Genomic DNA, 17,683 nt, shown 5'->3' on the forward strand with positions numbered 1-17,683 from the left:
AAGAGAGGTGATGTAAATGGGGCAACCATAAGAGATGTGGCGAAAAGAGCAGGAGTATCACCGGCCACTGTTTCAAGATATTTTCACGGGAAGAACATTGTGACAACAGAGGCGGCAAAGCGGATTGAGGAGGCTGTCCGGGAGCTTGCATATACACCTGTGTATAAACAGAAAAACCCCGGTGTCATAGCTGTTCTGATTCCGAACCTGAAGCTGGCGTATTTCAGCGAGGTGCTGAGAGAGCTGCTGGAGGCCGTGCCGAGATACGGATACAGGATGGTATTTATCCCTGTTACGGAACAGGGGGAGGCATACAAACAATTTTTTAAAGAGCTGGATATTACGGGAGTTATCTATCTGGAGGAAAATGCAGACCAGGATATGCTGAATTATATAGCAGCCAAGAATATCAAGACAGTCATGTTCGGTGCGATCAGTGCTGACAAGAGATGTAAGATGATCCATATCAATGATTTGGCAGCCGCCCATGAGGGAGCCAGATATCTGCTTAACCTGCAGCACGAACAGATTTTGATCTTATCCGATTATCCGAAAAGCATCAGTTCCGGATTTCAGCGTATTACAGGATGCAAAAGAGCTTTTGAGGAATTCGGTCTGGAGTTTGATGAGAATAAGGTGAAATATGGTGAGCTGACATATGACAGCGGTTACCGGATGACTGCACAGGCCATCAGAGAAGGGATCACTTTTACGGCTGCCTTTGCTTTCAGCGATGAAGCAGCCCTGGGTGTGATCAGTGCGCTGTCTGAGGTGGGACTGAAAGTTCCGGAGGACGTATCTGTGATGGGATTTGACGGAATCAGCTTATCCAGACAGGTGACACCGAAACTGACTACCATCAGCCAGCCTATTAAAAAAATGATAGAACAGACACTGGATACATTCCAGAATCAGAAAAAGGAAGAAAATATAGAGATCACACTGCCCTATCGGCTGGAACAGGGAGAAACCTGTGTTGTCAACCAGAAAAGTAAAGCAATATCAAAGGAAACTGTAAACAGGAAATAAAAATACGGAAAGATGAAAGGTATGGAGGTACAAAATGAAAAAAGGAATGTGTATGATGCTGACACTCTTAATGGCAGGTTCTCTGGCAGCCTGCGGAAACTCCCAGGCAGATGCAGGTAAAGACGAAGCAAAAAAGGATAACAGCTCAGAGAAGACAAAAATCTCATTTGCACTCTGGGATGAAGTGCAGAAACCGGTGTTTGATGAGATCGTAGAGAAATTCGAGACAGAAAATCCTGATATTGATGTGGAACTGCAGCTGACGCCGTGGTCACAGTATTGGACAAAGCTGGATGCAGCCATGGGCTCCGACAGTGCAGCAGATGTTTTCTGGATGAATACATATCTTCCCAAATACGCAGAGGCCGGTGTTCTGGAACCCCTGGACGAATACATTGAGAAGGATAAGGTAAATATGGATGACTATGTAAGTGTTGTAAAAGATGCTTACAATTACAATGATGTGCAATACTGTATGCCGAAGGGAATGGACACTGTACAGGTCTTCTACAACAAAGGTATTTTTGAAAAATACGGTGTGGAGGAACCACAGGCAGGGTGGACCTGGGAGGATATGAAGAATCTGGCAGGACAGTTAAAAGCTAAGATTGAAGAAGCAGGCTCCGATGAATACCCGATTTTGATGGAACTGGATCCACAGCCGTCTTTCTTTAATTTTATCAACCAGTCAGGCGGTTATGTTTTGAGCGATGATATGAAGAAAGCAGGTTTTGACCAGGAGGGAACCGTAAAAGCATATACAGATATGGTATCACTGATGGATGAAGGCCTGATGCCGGGAAGTGAAGTGCTCTCCGATACGAAGGGAACAGATCTGTTCCTGTCCCAGAAGGGGGCCATCCTTTTCATGGGCTCCTGGAAAACAGCAGTCATTGACGAAGCAAGCTTTGCAGAGCAGGTGGGAACCATTGCCATGCCCGCAAAGGAAAGCGGAAATCAGAGTGTCATCGGCGGCCTTGGATATGCAGTCAATTCCAGCAGCAAAGATAAAGATGCAGCGTGGAAACTGGTGAAATATCTGGCAGGAGAAGAGTCCAATAAGATGCAGGCAGAGGCGAAGATTGATGTCCCTGCACTGATCAGCGCACAGCAGTATTACAAAGCAGAGCATGTAGATGTAAATGTGATTTTCGATGTGGCTGAGACAGGATTCCCCTTCCCGACATCATCCAGCGTGGCAGAATGGCTTCCCACTGTAAATGAAATCTCAGCAAAGATTTTTGCAAAGGAACTGACTCCGGAAGAGGGATGTAAACAGATGCAGGAAGCAACACAGAGCGCATTGGACAGTGAATCATAAAACGGGATGGAAGTGCTGCACAGGACGAATCCGCAGCACTTCCGTTTTTAAAACGACAGGAGAGGGTGTTTGATGAAAAGACAGAAAAAGGGTTCTCTGAGGCGCCGGGAGATAATAACAGGATACCTGATGATCGCGCCGCTGATGGCAGGGGTGATCGTGTTTTTTATCGGGGCGTTTTTTCAGAACGTTTATTACAGCTTTACAAACAAGTCCAGTTTCGGAATACCTAAGTTTGTGGGCATGGAGAATTATGTGAAGCTATTCCAGGATGACGCATTTTATCAGGCGTTTATCAATACCATCCTGTATGTGGTCATCTGCGTGCCGCTGGTGGTGATACTGGCTGTGTTATTGGCTGTTCTGCTCAATTCCAAGGTAAAGGGAATCGGAGCCTTCCGGGTCTGTATCTTCCTGCCGGCCGTAACGCTGCCGGCTGCGATCGGACTCTTATGGAAGTGGCTGATGAATTATAAATTCGGTATTTTCAATGAGATATTGGGAAAATTCGGCGTGGAGCCGGTGGCCTGGCTGTCGGATTCCCGGATCGTGTTGTTTTCTATTTCCATAGTATTTATCTGGGCCAGCGTGGCATATCAGGTGATCGTGCTGCTGGCCGGACTGCAGGGGATTCCGGTATGCTACAGGGAAGCCGCTGAAATTGACGGGGCAAATGGAGTGCAGAGGTTTTTTAAGATCACACTGCCGCTGCTGTCCCCATCCATTTTCTTTGTGTGCGTCACAACAGTCATAAATGTTTTTCAGATCTTTGATTTTATCTATCTGATGATCCCCCAGGGAAGCAGCGGAACGGAGGCATCCAGGTCTCTGGTCACTTATTTCTTTGAGCAGTCCTTTGTAAAGTTCCATAAGGGCTATGGGGCGGCGATCAGCCTGATGCTGTTTCTCCTGATTCTGGCAATTACTGCGGTGCAGATGATATGCCAGAAAAAACTGGTATTTTATGATGATTGATGCGCAGCAGGACGCGGAAAGGAGAATGGAATGATGAAAAAAAGAAAATGGCCGGTGTATCTGCTGCTTATCCTGTGTGCGGTTGTGACGGTGGGTCCGTTTCTATGGATGATCTTGACTTCCTTTAAGTCATACGAGGAGAGCATTCAGATACCGCCTACGATTTTTCCGGAAGTTTTTACCGTGGGAAGTTACCGGGAAGTGGTAGATAAATTTCCGTTTTTTGATTTTTATGTGAATACGTTTTTAGTTCTTTTATTTACCATAGGGATAGAGCTGCTGATCTGCTCCATGGCCGCCTATGCGTTTGCCAGGCTGCATTTTCCGGGCAGGGATGTGATCTTTATCGTGCTTTTGGCGCTCTTAATGGTTCCGGGACAGATATTTCTGGTGCCCAATTATGACATTATGGTGAAGCTGCATCTGGCCGACACCGTGACGGCCCTGTGGCTTCCGAAGATATTCAGCGCATTCGGAACATTTATGCTGAGGGAATTTTTTAAAGGGCTTCCCAGGAGCCTGGATGAGGCGGCTATGCTGGACGGCTGCGGATTTTTCCAGATTTATTACAGAATCTTACTGCCGCTTTTAAAACCTGCGCTGTCATCTCTGGCAATACTGACTGCAATCTCCACATTCAAGGATTTGATGTGGCCGCTGATCGTGAATAACTCTATGGATAAGATGACTTTGTCAGCCGGGCTGGCTATGTTGATCGGGGAACATACAACTTATTATCCTCAGGTCATGGCAGGCGGTATTATCGCCATACTGCCCATGATCATAATTTTCTTCCTCTTCCAGAAACAGTTTGTGGAGGGGATTGCCACAACAGGCGTAAAACAGTAAAGGAGGCAATGAAATGATAGATATCTTGGCAGTCTGCGCACATCCGGATGACCTGGAGGTCTGCGCAGCGGGTATCTTTGCAAAGGCAAAGAAAGAGGGACTGAAAACAGGTCTTGTGATTTTTACAAGAGGAGAATCAGGAGGTTATGCACAGAAGTGCGTGAGAGAAGAGGAGGCGGAAAAAGCCGCCGCCATACTGCAGCTTGACTATTTTGCCATGCTGGATTTTCCGGATGCCGGCATGTATTTTTCTAAGGAAGCAGTGGACGCTCTGATACCGCATCTGCGGAAATGCTCACCGCGGTTTGTTCTCACACTTTTAGAGGAGGATTACCATCCCGACCACACAGCCGTGTCAAAAATAACAAAGGCAGCCTGCTTTACAGCGGGACTGAAAAAATATGCGGATGACGATACGGACTGGCATTATGATGCCCTTCTCTTTTTCGGGGCGGACAACAGGACCAACCGGCGCAGGCCTGATATCTATGTGGATATTACGGATGTCATAGAGATAAAGAAACGTGCCTGTACGGCACACAGCTCCCAGGATGTGCTGCCTTATGCTATGAGCCTTGCCAGGGAATACGGGAGAGATGCAAAGACAGAGTATGCGGAGGGCCTGTTTTTAGGGCACAGTATTACAGTGGACAGTCTCTCAAATCTTATGAGAAAAAAATCTGGAGAATAGGCAGACGCTTCGGGGAGGTGTTCAGAGTGCAAATTGATTTTTACCAAAAGGTCCGGGAGGCAGAAGCAGAGATAAAAAGCTTTTACATCCATCTCCACAGACATCCGGAACTCTCGGGACAGGAATATAAAACACAGGAATGGATTCTCAGACAACTGAAAAAATGGAAGGTAGAGTGCAGGCCCTGTGCAGATACAGGAGTATACGCAGTCATCAAAAGCGGGAGGCCCGGGCATACCATTGCCCTCCGCGCGGATATGGATGCTCTGCCGGTGACGGAACAGACAGGTCTTGCCTGGCAGTCTGAGAATCCTGGGGTCATGCATGCCTGCGGGCACGATGTCCATATGGCTGTACTTCTTGGGTGTATCAGGCTTCTGCAGGAGTGCAGGGAGTGTCTGCACGGCAATGTGGTCTTTTTATTCCAGCCCTCCGAGGAACAGCAGGGAGGTGCCCGGCGTATGATCGAAGAGGGAGTCATGGATGAGCCAAAGCCGGAATTTACAGCTGCGTTTCATGTCTGGCCGCAGAGAGCAGGCAGCATAACCTGTATGCCGGGACCTGTTATGGCACAGCCCGATGCGTTCGGCATTGAGATAAAAGGAAAGGGAGGCCACGGGGCATCTCCCCATCTCTGCAGAAATCCCATTCCCGCCATGGCTGCACTGGTAAATGCCATTGGTAATATTACAGCCGATACGGTATCTGCCCAGGAGGCAGCAGTGGTGAACATCTGCCGGATACAATGCGGAGAGAAATATAATGTTGTAGCAGAGACCGGATATCTGGAAGGCACCATCAGGACCTATGACCCGGATGTGAGGGAGAAAATCATACACCGCCTGGAAAGACTGACAAAATCCATAGCAGAAGCCTGGGAAATGGAAGGGACGTACCATATGAGTTCCGGTTATCCTGCAACGGTCAATGACAAAACAGCAGCACACTGGGCGGCCCGCGTGCTCAGGGAGAAGCTGCAGGAGGCGGAGATCCTCACAGAGGGAGAACCGGCTATGCTGGGAGAGGATTTTTCATATTTCGGCGCCCAGTGCCCGTCCCTGTTTCTGCGGCTGGGCTGCTGGCGAAAAGAAGAGGCAAAGCAGTATCCGCTTCACAGCAGTTGTTTTGAGATTGATGAATCCATATTGGCGGAAGGCACGGCTGCATTCTGTGTTCTGGCATCCGAATTTGCAGAAAAGGGGTTTGAGACAGATGAAAACCATTGAGATGATATACAGAGTTACATGCAGATACTGCAGACAGGCTTTTGGGCTGATGGAGGAACTGCGAAGGAGTAATGAAAAATATGAAAAGATCGAGATACGCTTTCTGGATACAGAGCGGGACAGAGAACTGCCTGCAGGCAGGAAATTCACTTATGTACCCTGCTTTTATATAGATGGCGAAATGGTTATGGAAGGGGTACCGACAAAGGAGAAAATAGAGGCGGTCTTCATACAGGCGCTTCAGGATACAGAAAGCAGAGAAAGAAGGGACAGAACCTGCAATAAACTGCTGAGAGAGGAAATCATGCTGGCTCTTGGATGTACGGAGCCGGGAACCATTGCCTATGCGGCGGCCTGTGCCAAAGAGATTCTGGGTGACATTCCGGAATATATGGAGATATGGGTCAGCGGCAATATATTAAAAAATGTAAAAAGTGTGATTATACCCAACACCGGAAACCTGAAGGGGGTAGCAGAAGCTGCCTTCTGTGGAATCGTGGGGGGAAATCCAAAACGCAAACTGGAGGTACTGAACACACTAACCGCCAATGACGCAGACACAGTGAGAAAGCTGGTGCGGGAGGAGAGTACATACAGTATCCATCTGGCAGAGGTGGAGGAACCTCTGTATGTGCGTATTGATCTGCGAAAAGGGGAACATACCGCTTTGGTGGAGATCCAGAAAAGCCATATCCATATAACAAAAGTACAGAAAGACGGCAGAGATATCACAAAGCAGTATCAGCGCCGGGAGTGCGTTGGCAGCACACAGACAAATGAGGATGATCTGAAATTAAAAGATATATATGAGTTTGCAGGTGAGACCAGTACAGCAGAATTAAAGGATATTCTGGATATGCAGATCGCCTGCAACCGGAAAATAGCGGAAGAAGGAATGAAAAACGATTATGGGGCAAAGGTGGGGAAAAATCTTCTGCGTTTATACAAAGAGGAAGACGCTGCAGTGCTGGCAGCTTATGCGGCAGCCGGAAGTGATGCCAGAATGGGCGGAAGCGTTCTGCCTGTAGTGGCAAACTGCGGAAGCGGAAACCAGGGAATCACCATTGCGGTCCCCATATCTATCTATGCGGAAAAAAAGGATAAGAGCCGGGAAGCATTGCACCGTGCAATGATCTTTGCAAATCTTATTTCTATTTATATAAAACGTGGAATCGGGAAGCTCTCTGCTTACTGCGGGGCAGTCAATGCCGGATGTGCCGCAGTCTGCGGCATCGCATATCTGGATCAGGCGCCGCTTGCTGTGATGGAGGATATTATCACAAATACACTGGCTACCATATCAGGCATGCTCTGTGATGGCGCAAAGCCCTCCTGTGCCGCAAAAATCGCCATGTCTGTGGAAACAGGCCTTCTGGCCTATGAGATGGCGAAAAACCAGTGCCGCTTTATGGAGGGAGAGGGTATTGTGGGTAAAAATGCAGACGAGACCATTGAGGCAGTGGGCAGAATCGGAAAAGACGGCATGAGAGAGACGGACAGCAAGATTTTGGAAATTATGATGGGAAACTGAAGGAGGAAGGCTTATGAAGTTAACAGTCATTGGCGGATGCGGTTCACGCAGTCTGATGCTGGCAAAATGTCTGGCACAACAGGCGGAAAGCCTTGGCATAACAGAGGTTGTTTTTATGGATACGGATCAAGAGCGGGTCAGGGTTTTCGGCTCAATGGTAAAGGAGGTCTTTGCCAGGACAGCGCCTTCCGTACATTATGTGTGCACAACAGATGAAAAGGAGGCTGTGTGGGAGGCGGATTTTATCATCACCACCATCCGCGCGGGAAAAGAGGAAAGCCGTATCATAGATGAGCGGGTAGCGCTGAAGCATGGAGTGATAGGACAGGAGACAACCGGGGTAGGCGGGTTTGCCATGGCCCTTCGCTCCATTCCCACCCTGCTGCACTATTGTGAACTGATCCGCAGATATGCTGCCCCTAATGTGATGGTATTTAACTTTACCAATCCTGCAGGGCTTGTGACACAGGCTTTAAGAGACCAGGGATATTCCTTTGTGTATGGAATCTGCGATGCTCCCTCCGGGTTTATGCGGCAGGTGGCCGGGCTTTACAAGGCCGAGGCTTCGGATTTTCAGGTGCATCTCATAGGTCTGAACCATTTATCTTATTTTACCAGTGTAAAAAAAGAGAACAGGGAGATGCTCCCGGAGATATTAAAGGATCCCAGGCTCTATGAGCAGACGGACATGCGGTATTTTGAACCGAAGCTGGCACAGCACATGGGATGCATGCTCAATGAATATCTCTATTATTTCTATTACAGGGAAAAGGCACTGCAGAATATACAGAAGACCGGCGAGACCAGGGGCGAAAGGATCAAGAGGATCAATGACTGTATGCTGCAGGAGCTGGGCCGGTATGATGCCGGAAAAGATTTTGACAAAATGCTGGAAATATACCGTGATCATACATATATGAGAGAGAGCAATTATATGCAGGGCGAGACATCTGTGGCGAGGGATGATGCCTGTATTCCGAAATTTGATCTGAGTACAAAAGATGAAGGCGGATATGCAGGGGTAGCCTTGGCACTTATGCGGGCTAAAATCACAGGGAAAGAGGGAGAGATGATTCTCTGTATGCCCAACCAGGGAACTGTGGACTGGTTAAAGGATACGGATGTGATTGAAGTATCCTGTCATATTTCAAAAGCAGGGGCAGTGCCGAAACCCGGGCCGTATACTCTGCCCCAAAGCGCAAAGCAGCTCATCTGTGCAGTCAAGTATTATGAGAGAACAGCTGCCCAGGCCATAGTGGAACGCAATGCAAAGAAGGCCATAGATGCCCTTATGGTGAACCCTCTGGTGAATTCCTATTCCCTGGCAGAGGAACTGCTCAGGGAGTATCTGGAGATTTATGAGGAGTATACAGGAGGATGGAAGGTATGAACAGTGTAGGGGGATTTGGAATCGCCAATGTGGATATTATTTTCGGAAACGCCCGCAGAATGCCAAAGCTTGGTGAGGAGGTATACAGCGAGAGCTGTTCCAAACAGCTCGGAGGCGGAGCGGTGGCAACTCTTATCCAGTTGTCCAGGCTTGGCGTACCTGTAAAGCTGGCAACCTATATTGGAGAAGGGCCGCTGAGCAGATATCTGGTAAAAGAACTGGAGAAAGATAAGATCGAATACACCAATATGCTCTCCACGGATGAGGAGGACCCGGTTACCCTGAGCTGTGTGGTATCCTGTATGCAGGATCGGGGGATTGTCTCCTATAAGCCGGAGGAAGCGGCGTTTGCAGTGGAGAAAAAGAAAATATATGAGTTTTACGAAGGATGCCGGATCGCATTCCTTTCTCTTGAGCAGAAGGATCTGTGCAGGCCTCTGAAAGAGGCCGGATGTACTATTGTCCTGGATTCCGCGTGGAGTGACATGCTGAGCCTGGAGTGGTATTATGATGCTTTTCCGTATGTGGATTATTTTATACCGAACTCCATGGAAGCCATGAAAATAACCGGGGCGGATACACCGGTACAGGCATTGGAAAGGCTGTCCGAGCATTTGAAAAATCCTATTGTAAAAAACGGAAACGCGGGCTGCCTGTATAAGGAAAACAAAGAACTCCATATCATAGAGCCGCTCCCGGTGAGACATGTGGATTCCACCGGGGCAGGGGATGCTTTTGCAGCCGGCTTCATGTATGGGCTGTATTACGGATATGACCTGGGGGATTGTATCCGTTTTGGAAATATCACGGGAGGAAATGCCGTGACAGAGATGGGGTGTCTGTCCGCGGAGATGGACGAGGAGAAGCTGCTGAAATATTTTTATGAGATATACGGCAGAGAAAAGAAGATCAGCTGAGAAAACTGCGGACAGGTATTTGGCCGGTTCTGTATCGTTTATGGTACAGAGCCGGCATTTTTTGCAAACAGGGCGTGGAGGACTGGAATATGTGGACAGTACATGCGTTGTGTGCTATCCTTTGAAAGGACTTAATTTTACATAAAAGGATGGGATAAAATATGAAAAAGGATTCAGCGGGAACTGTCCAGACCAGGGATGCTTTCCGTTCAAAATTTGGTTTTATTGTGGCATGTGTAGGTTCCGCGGTGGGGATGGGAAATATATGGATGTTTCCCTACCGGACCGGGCAGTACGGCGGTGCGGCTTTCCTGATTCCCTATTTCATTTTCGTGGCGATTCTCGGTTTCTCCGGTGTGGTGGGGGAGATGGCCTTTGGGCGCGCCATGGGGACCGGGCCTTTGGGGGCTTTTGGGAAAGTGATGGAGATGCGCGGATGGAAGGGCGGGAGGCTGATCGGCATGATCCCGGTCCTTGGCTCACTGGCCATCGGCATCGGTTACTCTGTGGTGGTTGGCTGGTTTCTTCGGTTTCTGTGGGGATCACTTTCAGGGAGTATGTTCCATGCCGCGGATGTCTCCGCTTATTTTGGGGAGATAGCAGGTGACTTTGGAAGCGTGGGATGGCATATGGCCGGACTGGCTGTGACATTCCTTATTATGGCTCTTGGCGTCTCCAAGGGAATCGAGAAAATGAACAAGATCATGATGCCGCTGTTCTTTGTATTCTTTTTGTTTCTCATGGTGCGTGTGCTGACACTGGGAAATGCGGGGGAAGGGTACAGGTATCTCTTTGTGCCGAAATGGGAATACCTGGCGCAGCCGAAAACATGGGTGTTTGCCCTTGGGCAGGCATTCTTTTCCTTATCTTTGGCAGGTTCCGGCACTCTGGTATACGGCAGCTACCTGTCAAAGGATGTGGATGTGGTGGGGAGCGCCAGAAATGTGGCATTTTTTGACACCTGCGCGGCAATCCTTGCAGGACTGGTGGTGATTCCCGCGGTCTTTGCCTTTGGGCTTGATGTATCCGCAGGACCGCCGCTCATGTTTATTACATTGCCGGAGGTGTTCCGGCAGATGCCGTTTGGAAAGGTATTCGCAGTGGTATTTTTTGTGGCTGTGTTGTTTGCGGCTGTGACTTCCCTGATGAATCTGTTTGAAACGCCTATCGAAGCGCTTCAGGCACAGTTTGGGCTTTCCAGGAAGATGGCGGTTGTCATTACTGCGTTTGCAGCGGCAGCCGTGGGTGTTTTTATTGAAAGCGCTGATATGGTCAGTGTCTGGATGGATGTGGTGTCCATCTATATCATTCCTTTGGGAGCGCTTTTGGCGGCGGTGATGTTTTTCTGGGTCGCACCCAGGGGATTTGCCAGGGAGCAGGTGCAGATGGGACGGGCCGGAAAGCTGGGAAAATGGTTTGAGCCTGCCACGAAATATCTCTTTGTGGGACTGACTTTTGTTGTATATATTTTAGGAATTTTTTACGGTGGCATCGGTTGATTTATGAATTTTGCAGGTTGAAGTGAAAAAGGGAATTTGTTATACTTAGTGGGACGAAAAAGGGAAACACTATAAGAAAAATTGACAGGAGAGGTAAAGGATGAGTATAAGAATCGGAATTTTAGGCTATGGTAATCTGGGACGCGGAGTGGAATGCGCAGTGAAGCAGAACCCGGATATGGAACTGGCTGCTGTTTTTACACGCCGTAATCCTGCAGATGTCCATATCATGACAGAGACTGCAAAAGTTTATCATGTGGATGAAGCTGTGAAGATGAAGGACGAGATCGACGTTCTGATCCTGTGCGGCGGAAGCGCGACGGATTTACCGAAGCAGACACCTGAGTTTGCACAGTATTTCAACGTGGTGGACAGCTTTGATACTCATGCAAAAATACCGGAGCATTTTGCGGATGTGGACGCAGCGGCAAAGAAGAGCGGGAAGATCGGCCTGATCTCTGTTGGCTGGGACCCGGGAATGTTCTCTTTGAACCGTCTGTATGCCAATGCCATTCTGCCGGAGGGAACGGATTACACGTTCTGGGGAAAAGGCGTCAGCCAGGGACATTCCGATGCAGTCAGAAGGATTGAGGGCGTTGTGGATGCAAGACAGTATACCATTCCTGTGGAAAAAGCGCTTACAGCAGTCAGAAACGGAGAGAACCCCACACTCACAACAGGTGAAAAGCATACCCGTGAGGTGTTCGTAGTTGCAGAAGAGGGCGCAGATAGAGAGAAGATTGAAAAAGAGATCAAGACCATGCCGAATTACTTTGACGAGTATGAGACAACCGTGCATTTTATCAGCGAAGAGCAGATGAAGGCAGAGCATGCAGGTCTTCCCCACGGTGGATTTGTGATCCGTACAGGAAAGACGGGATGGGAGAAGGAGCACAGTCATGTGATCGAATACAGCCTGAAGCTGGATTCCAACCCGGAGTTCACATCCTCTGTTATTGTGGCTTACGCAAGGGCGGCATACCGTCTGAACAGGGAAGGACAGAGCGGATGCAGGACCGTCTTCGATATTGCACCGGCTTATTTAACTGTAAAATCTCCGGAGGAACTTCGGAAACACATGCTGTAAGGTCAGCAGATGAGGAAAAATGAAAGCGAATATTGATATAAAAAAAGAAGCTAAACGGGTAGTGTTTGGCCTTGCCGGAGCTATCATTATGGCTGTTAATATCAAGACATTTGTCAGAGCGGGAGGATTGTATCCGGGTGGTTTCAACGGGGTGACTTTGTTGATCCAGACTGTTTTTCAACGGTTTCTGGGAATTGCACTGCCGTTTACTCTGGTCAATCTGTTATTGAACGCTGTACCGACAATTGTATGTTTCAAAGCGATCGGTAAGAAATTCACTGTAAGTTCTGCGATGATCATAGTATTGACCAGTATTCTTACCGATATCATCCCCTCCCAGCCGATCACACAGGACATTCTTTTGATCGCTGTATTCGGCGGGCTTTTAAATGGTTTTGCGGTGAGCCTTTGTTTAATGGGCGGAACCAGCGGCGGTGGTACTGATTTTATTGCTATTTATTTCGCGGAAAAGAAAAATAAGGATGTCTGGAATTTCATTTTACTCGGTAATGGATGTGTGCTGGTGATCGCGGGTATTCTGTTTGGATGGGATAAGGCACTTTATTCTATTATTTTCCAGTTTACATCCACACAGATCATTCATATGCTGCATACGGCGTATAAGAAGGAGACGCTGTTTATTGTTACGGATTGTCCGGATGCAGTGTACCAGGAGATTTATGAGGTGACAAATCACAGCGCGACTGAGTTTGCGGCTACCGGGTGTTATTCTAATGAAGGCCGGAAGATGCTGTATTCCGTGGTTTCCAGCGCGGAGGCGAAGGTGCTGGTGACCAGGGTGCGGAAGGCGGATCCGAAGGCATTTATTAATGTGATCAAGACAGATTTTCTGGAAGGGCATTTTTATCAGAAGACGGATTATTGATAGGAAAAGGACTGCTTAGGCGGTCCTTTTTTTGTGAGATTTTTTGAAAAATCAGTGTAGGACTGTAGTCTATAAGGATTATTCCGGACGCCGGACCTGACCGCAGGCTTCCCTGTACGGGCGAGAGCAGAGAACTTCCAAGCTAATGCGTAAGCCGCACTAAGTTCATCGCCTTAGGGCTCTTCACTAAGTGCTTGCTAACGCATGGATCTTGTAAGATTCTCTACCGCTCTTAAACGTCCGTACAGGGAAGCCTGCGGCCAGGTCCGGCTGGTTTTCTAAAGGGGACGGAAAGAGGTAGCTGCGGATGGCGTTTGAGGGTAAAGGAACGGTTTTGGGAGGAAAGTCTGGAAAAGAAAGCCCGGAAAGAATAGGGAGGATAAGGTGGGAAAAATGTTTGGAAAGGGGAGATTTATGGTGGGATTTGTGGTATTATGAAAAATAGATTGTGAAAAATGGATTATGAAGCTGGGTGGGTGAAATATGATTTATGTGAGTCATTTGCTGGACGATGTGGATATGAGAGATGTGATAGAGAGGACAGGGGCCGGAGTTGAGAGTATTGAGTTTTCAATCTCCGAGAATTTGGACCGTCTGGAGGAGAAGATTGACAGTTATGAAAAGAGGCTGGAGGAAATGGGGTGCGGGAAGCTAGTGCTTCATGGGCCTTTTCTGGATCTGAATCCCATGGCGTTTGATTCGCTGGTCCTGGATGCTACCAGGAAACGGTATGAGCAGGCGTATCAGGCGGCAGAAAGGCTGGGGGCTGAGAAGCTGGTGTTCCATACCTGTTATGTGCCGGATGTGTATCTGCTCATAGGATGGGCTGACAGGGTGGCTGAGTTTTATAAACGGTTTCTGGATGGCCGGGATGGGATTCAGATCGTGATGGAAAATGTGTTTGACAGGGAGGCAGAACCGATTCTGGAAGTGGCCCGTAAGGTGGATCATCCTGATTTTGGGATTTGTCTGGATATAGGGCATGCTCATTGTTATTCGGAGATGCCGGCCGCTGCGTGGGCGGAATTGTTTGGCAGTTATATCAGGCATATGCATGTGCATGATAATCTGGGAGACAGGGATACACACATGGGACTGGGAAGAGGAAATCTGGATTATAGAGAGGTTATCGGAATCGTGAAGAGGAATAATCCGGAGGTGTCTTTTACAGTGGAATGCAGCGGGAAAAAAGATGTGCTGCAGTCTGTTTCGGCGCTTCAGGTTTTGTGAAATTTATGATAAAAAGGGCAGCTCGGTTTGAATGGCCAAAAAAAAGTCTGACTTTTTTGGGGGCGCTTCAAACCTGGCTGCCTTTTATTTTCTTGTGTAATTATTTGCCGTCAAAGCAGTGGGTACACATTTTGCACGGGCTCAGTCCGATGGAAGTTGTCAGATCATCCAGACGGTGATAGTGGAGTGTTGTGAAGTTAAGCTGTCTGCCGATCTCCTCCAGCATTTCTTTATAGTTGGTGGAATCGGGGTTGGCGTAATCAGCAAGCACTTCCTCGGAGACATTGTCCCCTTCCTGGTCCGCAATAATGCGGCGGGTGATCAGATCCATTTCGGATTTGGAACGTGAGAAGTTCAGGTACGGGCAGCCGAACAGAAGCGGTGGGCAGGCCGGACGGATGTGAACTTCTTTGGCTCCGCTGCTGTATAAAAATTCAGTTGTCTCGCGAAGCTGTGTTCCGCGGACGATGGAGTCGTCGATCAGCAGCAGGCTCTTGTTTTTTATCAGCGCTTCCACCGGAATCAGCTTCATGCGCGCGATGAGGTTTCTCTGGCTCTGCTGAGTCGGCATGAAGGAGCGGGGCCAGGTCGGTGTATATTTGATAAACGGGCGGGAGAAAGGAATGCCGGATTCATTGGCGTAGCCGATCGCATGGGCGATACCGGAGTCAGGAACGCCGGCAACCAGGTCTGGCTTCACATTTTCTCTCTGGGCATCGCGCTGTGCCAGCTTTTTGCCGCACTCGTAACGCATTTCCTCTACATTTATGCCTTCATAGGTAGAGGTGGGATAGCCGTAGTATACCCACAGGAAGGAACAGATTTTCATTTCTTCCCGGGGTTTTACTAAAGTTTCAGCGCTTTCCGGGGTGAGGAATACGACCTCGCCAGGTCCGAGTTCACGATAGGTTTCGTATCCCAGGTTGAAGAAAGCAAAGCTTTCAAAAGATGCGCAGAACGCATCCTCTTTTCTGCCCAGGATGACAGGGGTACGGCCTACACGGTCACGCGCGGCATAGATTCCTTTCGGGGTGAGCAGAAGCAGAGTCATGGAACCGTCGACAAGCTCCTGCACATACTGTATACCTTCCACAATGGTGGATTTCTGGTTGATCAGGGACGCCACCATCTCGGTTGGATTGATGCTTCCGCCGCTCATTTCCAGGAAATGTGTGCATCCGTTTTTATAGGAAATATCCACAAGTTCATCCATATTGTTGATTTTTCCCACGGTAGTGATAGCGAAGCTGCCCAGATGTGACTGTACTAAAAGCGGCTGCGGCTCATTGTCAGAGATACAGCCAATACCCAGGTTTCCCTCCAGTTCGTTTAAGTCTCCGTCGAATTTGGTACGGAAAGGGGTATTTTCGATATTGTGAATCGAACGGTTGAATCCATTTGGTCCATAGACTGCCAAACCGCCTCTTCTTGTGCCTAGATGAGAATGATAGTCTGTTCCGAAAAACAAATCCAGAGTGCAGCTGGATTTAGAAGCTACTCCAAATATTCCACCCATTGATTTTTCTCCTTTTTCATAAGAATTCTGTTAATGTGACTACAGAAAGCATGCTGTGTGGTAACTTTCTGCGGTTTTTCCGATGCAGTCTTTATTATATACTCATAGGACAGCGTTCGTAAAGTCGTTTTGCCAACTTTTTTTACTTCGCAGGAGAGAAAAAATAGTGTATAATGGGGACGAAAGAAGTAAAATTCTACAATTTGAGGAGTGGGTCCATGAAAAATCAGACAGAATATGTGAAGCATACATTTGCGCCGGTTTATGACAGCAGTTCCAGGGTTTTGCTGCTGGGGACCATGCCTTCTCCGAAATCCAGAGAGGAAGGATTTTACTACGGGCATCCCAGAAATCGGTTCTGGAAAGTGATGGGAGAGGTGCTGGGTGAGGAGACTCCCGTGACGACAGAGGAGAAGAAGAATATGCTTCTGGCTCATAAGGTTGCCGTGTGGGACGTGCTGGAAAGCTGTGAAATACGCGGGGCGGATGACGGGAGTATTAAAAATCCCAGGGCCAATGATATGTCTCTTGTGCTGGATGCGGCACCTGTACAGGCTGTCTTTGCCACCGGCCAGAAGGCGGCGGCACTTTACCGGAAGTATTGTGAGCCGCATACAGGGGTGCCGGTGATACAGCTTCCGTCTACCAGCCCGGCAAACTGCGGTATGAAATATGAAACGATCCTGGAAGCTTACCGGGAGATTTTAAAATATCTGTAAGGGACAGAGAGGAGAAATATATGAAATTTATATCATGGAATGTGAATGGCCTGCGGGCTTGTGTTCAGAAGGGATTTATAGAGTATTTTGAGGCTGTGGACGCGGACTTTTTCTGTCTGCAGGAGACGAAGCTTCAGGAGGGGCAGATTGATTTTGCGCCGGAGGGGTATTATGCATATTGGAATTATGCGGTGAAGAAAGGGTATTCCGGGACGGCGATTTTTGCCAGGAAGAAGCCGGTTTCCGTGGCTTACGGAATCGGGATCTTGGAGCATGACCAGGAGGGCAGGGTGATCACTCTGGAGTATGAGGATTTTTATCTTGTGACCTGTTATACGCCGAATTCACAGAATGAACTGGCAAGGCTTTCTTATAGAATGGAGTGGGAGGATGCGTTTAGGGAGTATCTCTTGAAGCTGGATGAGAAGAAGCCGGTTGTTATGTGCGGGGATCTGAATGTGGCGCATAAGGAGATCGATCTGAAGAATCCTAAGACGAACAGGCATAATGCCGGGTTTACGGATGAGGAGAGGGGTAAGTTTACGGAGCTTCTGGAGGCTGGGTTTACGGATAGTTTTCGGTATTTTTATCCGGAGGAGACGGGGATTTATTCCTGGTGGTCTTATCGGTTTAAGGCCAGGGAGAAAAATGCGGGGTGGAGGATTGATTATTTCTGCGTTTCGCGGAGGTTGGAGGAGAAGTTGGTTTCTGGGGGGATTCATACGGAGGTTTTGGGGTCGGATCATTGTCCGGTTGAGGTGGTTATAGATTTGTAAAATAAAAGAGGGGGGGGGTATAGGGCGGACGGGAAACAGGC

Annotated in this window: 17 protein-coding genes; 16 read left to right on the top strand and 1 reads right to left on the bottom strand. The window is 48.4% G+C overall.

All coding sequences use genetic code 11. From position 1 onward, the window contains the following. The first annotated feature begins 27 nt into the window (after positions 1-27). The 14 genes from V8Q34_RS13090 to V8Q34_RS13155 all read left to right on the top strand — a co-directional run bounded on the left by V8Q34_RS13090 (position 28) and on the right by V8Q34_RS13155 (position 14,631). On the top strand, positions 28-1,029 hold the full coding sequence (locus V8Q34_RS13090) for a LacI family DNA-binding transcriptional regulator (protein ID WP_081960470.1): 1,002 nt from the start codon (positions 28-30) through the stop codon (positions 1,027-1,029). Between the two features lie 34 nt (positions 1,030-1,063). Then, positions 1,064-2,350: an ABC transporter substrate-binding protein gene (locus tag V8Q34_RS13095; RefSeq protein ID WP_033142527.1), complete on the top strand. Its 1,287-nt coding sequence runs from the start codon at positions 1,064-1,066 to the stop codon at positions 2,348-2,350. Between the two features lie 72 nt (positions 2,351-2,422). Beyond that, complete coding sequence (locus tag V8Q34_RS13100; RefSeq protein WP_052099603.1) at positions 2,423-3,325, top strand: carbohydrate ABC transporter permease; 903 nt, start codon at positions 2,423-2,425, stop codon at positions 3,323-3,325. Positions 3,326-3,358: 33 nt separating this feature from the next. Further along, on the top strand, positions 3,359-4,174 hold the full coding sequence (locus V8Q34_RS13105) for a carbohydrate ABC transporter permease (RefSeq protein WP_033142525.1): 816 nt from the start codon (positions 3,359-3,361) through the stop codon (positions 4,172-4,174). Between the two features lie 13 nt (positions 4,175-4,187). Continuing rightward, positions 4,188-4,865 carry a PIG-L family deacetylase gene (locus V8Q34_RS13110; protein ID WP_033142524.1) on the top strand — a complete coding sequence of 226 codons (678 nt, stop codon included), beginning with the start codon at positions 4,188-4,190 and terminating at the stop codon, positions 4,863-4,865. 26 nt (positions 4,866-4,891) lie between these two features. Next, positions 4,892-6,091, top strand: a complete 1,200-nt coding sequence (locus V8Q34_RS13115; protein ID WP_335835622.1) for a M20 metallopeptidase family protein — start codon at positions 4,892-4,894, stop codon at positions 6,089-6,091. Further along, positions 6,078-7,622: an L-serine ammonia-lyase, iron-sulfur-dependent, subunit alpha gene (locus V8Q34_RS13120; protein ID WP_158587348.1), complete on the top strand. Its 1,545-nt coding sequence runs from the start codon at positions 6,078-6,080 to the stop codon at positions 7,620-7,622. Before V8Q34_RS13115 ends, V8Q34_RS13120 begins: the two co-directional genes overlap by 14 nt. Positions 7,623-7,635: 13 nt before the next feature. Continuing rightward, positions 7,636-9,012, top strand: coding sequence for a family 4 glycosyl hydrolase (locus tag V8Q34_RS13125; protein ID WP_103731836.1), 1,377 nt, complete (start codon positions 7,636-7,638; stop codon positions 9,010-9,012). Then, on the top strand, positions 9,009-9,929 hold the full coding sequence (locus V8Q34_RS13130) for a carbohydrate kinase family protein (RefSeq protein WP_033142522.1): 921 nt from the start codon (positions 9,009-9,011) through the stop codon (positions 9,927-9,929). The genes V8Q34_RS13125 and V8Q34_RS13130 overlap by 4 nt, the downstream gene beginning before the upstream one ends. A 161-nt stretch (positions 9,930-10,090) precedes the next feature. Continuing rightward, positions 10,091-11,428 (top strand): sodium-dependent transporter, encoded by a 1,338-nt coding sequence (locus tag V8Q34_RS13135; protein ID WP_148392092.1) that lies wholly within the window; start codon positions 10,091-10,093, stop codon positions 11,426-11,428. 100 nt (positions 11,429-11,528) lie between these two features. Beyond that, the gene (locus tag V8Q34_RS13140) at positions 11,529-12,515 is read left to right on the top strand and encodes a diaminopimelate dehydrogenase (RefSeq protein WP_103731835.1); all 987 of its coding nucleotides are present in this window, start codon (positions 11,529-11,531) and stop codon (positions 12,513-12,515) included. Between the two features lie 19 nt (positions 12,516-12,534). Next, positions 12,535-13,401 (top strand): YitT family protein, encoded by an 867-nt coding sequence (locus V8Q34_RS13145; protein WP_148392093.1) that lies wholly within the window; start codon positions 12,535-12,537, stop codon positions 13,399-13,401. Positions 13,402-13,708: 307 nt separating this feature from the next. Then, positions 13,709-13,846 (top strand): hypothetical protein, encoded by a 138-nt coding sequence (locus V8Q34_RS13150; RefSeq protein WP_156120872.1) that lies wholly within the window; start codon positions 13,709-13,711, stop codon positions 13,844-13,846. Between the two features lie 38 nt (positions 13,847-13,884). Beyond that, entirely contained in the window at positions 13,885-14,631 is a 747-nt protein-coding gene (locus V8Q34_RS13155) for a sugar phosphate isomerase/epimerase family protein (protein ID WP_033142517.1), read from the top strand. Positions 14,632-14,731: 100 nt separating this feature from the next. Here V8Q34_RS13155 and V8Q34_RS13160 read toward each other — a convergent pair whose 3' ends face one another. Then, entirely contained in the window at positions 14,732-16,147 is a 1,416-nt protein-coding gene (locus V8Q34_RS13160; RefSeq protein WP_335835623.1) for an amidophosphoribosyltransferase, read from the bottom strand. A gap of 218 nt (positions 16,148-16,365) precedes the next feature. On the opposite strand from V8Q34_RS13160, the gene V8Q34_RS13165 reads away from it, so the two are divergent. Both V8Q34_RS13165 and V8Q34_RS13170 read left to right on the top strand, forming a co-directional pair. Further along, complete coding sequence (locus tag V8Q34_RS13165; protein WP_033142515.1) at positions 16,366-16,866, top strand: DNA-deoxyinosine glycosylase; 501 nt, start codon at positions 16,366-16,368, stop codon at positions 16,864-16,866. Positions 16,867-16,886: 20 nt separating this feature from the next. After that, positions 16,887-17,642: an exodeoxyribonuclease III gene (locus tag V8Q34_RS13170; RefSeq protein ID WP_335835624.1), complete on the top strand. Its 756-nt coding sequence runs from the start codon at positions 16,887-16,889 to the stop codon at positions 17,640-17,642. Positions 17,643-17,683: the final 41 nt, after the last annotated feature.

The organism is Blautia sp. JLR.GB0024, from assembly GCF_037000545.1.
Classification (GTDB): Bacteria; Bacillota; Clostridia; order Lachnospirales; family Lachnospiraceae; genus Blautia; species Blautia celeris.